This is a genomic window from Roseococcus thiosulfatophilus, assembly GCF_017311575.1.
Classification (GTDB): Bacteria; Pseudomonadota; Alphaproteobacteria; order Acetobacterales; family Acetobacteraceae; genus Roseococcus; species Roseococcus thiosulfatophilus.
In genome coordinates, this window is record NZ_JAFFQY010000042.1 from 1 (window position 1) to 1343 (window position 1343).

Sequence of the window (1343 nt, forward strand, 5' to 3'; positions counted from 1 at the left end):
ACCTTTCTGGTGGCGTCCCAGGCGCAACTCGGCGCGCCGTCCTGGCTGCCGGCGCCGGCCGTGCTGTTCACGCTGGCGGGGCTGCTGGGCATCGCCGTCTCCATCACCGGCAATGAGATGGCGCAGAAGCATGGGCGCGGGCGCGTGGTGCTGGGCGCGATGCTGGCGGCGGCCGCGCTGTCGGTGCTGACGGGCTGGGCCGGGAGTGTCTCGGTGCCGCTGGCGGTGGCGCTGGTGCTGCTGTGGAATGCCGCCATCTACCTCGACAGCGCGGCGCTGACGGCCGGCACCGTGCAGGCGGCCGACAAGCGGCTGCGGGGTGCCACCATGGGGCTGCACAGCATGGCGGGCTATGCCGGCGGCTTCCTTGGGCCGCTGGGGGTGGGGCTGATGCTGGACCTGGGGGGCGGCGGCGCGCTGGGCTGGAGCCTGGCCTTCGGGCACCTCGCGGTGGTGACGCTGGCGGGGTTGTGGGTGCTGCGGCGCCTGGGGCGCGGGGCGTAGCATTTCCCGCCGGGTTTTCCGGGCGGGGGGCTTGCGAGGGTCGCCGAACCATGGCAATCACCCGCCACGCCACGAGCGGGCGTAGCTCAGGGGTAGAGCACGACCTTGCCAAGGTCGGGGTCGAGGGTTCGAATCCCTTCGCCCGCTCCAGTCGGTTTCCCAACCTCACATTTCTCCTTCCTCGATGACGCCGTGAACCGCAGGTTTCCTGGGGTTTTGCCGCGGTGGCTTGAGGGTTGGAGAACGCAACGATCCCGGAAATCGCTCTCCTGAGGTCCCGAAGTCTCCGGAGCTTGGGGGCATGACGATTTGACCCTCAAGCTCTATATTATTGAAATAGAACGGCTTATACGGCGCACGACTCTTCGTAATTCAGTAAGTTGACCGCTAGGCGAAGAATGCCGGAAAAGAAAAATTCGCTTTTCGGCCCCGAGCCATTCGGAAAGGCCCCACTTCGCCCGGACAGTTACAGAGCCGTTGAGTGCAGGTGGAAGTCTATGCGTGCGCTTACGCCGGATCCCAACGAGCGTGCCGAGATCATATCATCACCGGCCTCGAGCGCCGGATGCGCTACGCCGCCGTCGCCCAGATGCGCGACGTCTCCCCCATCCGCCCTATTTCCCTTGAGGCGCCGCATGGTCGACGGCGGGCGCGAGGCTGTCATGGCGGACGAGGAGGTCGTCCCCATCGGCCGTTTGGGCGCTTGACGCCGCGTTCTCGAGTTATAACGCTTGGTCGCCCTCATGACCCCAGATGCAGCGCGCGGCCGCGACCGGACAGTTGGGCTACCTCGACTGCTCAACCGCCATGCTGCCCAACCAGGACATGATTTCGGCTAG

1 protein-coding gene and 1 tRNA gene are annotated in these 1343 nt (G+C 66.5%); both read left to right on the forward strand.

The window, feature by feature from the left end; translation table 11 throughout:
• A partial coding sequence (locus JTN19_RS13290) for a hypothetical protein (RefSeq protein WP_456315799.1) occupies positions 1 to 504 on the forward strand: 504 nt, incomplete at its 5' end.
• A gap of 75 nt (positions 505 to 579) precedes the next feature.
• Positions 580 to 654 (forward strand) — tRNA-Gly (locus tag JTN19_RS13295).
• Positions 655 to 1343 lie beyond the last annotated feature (689 nt).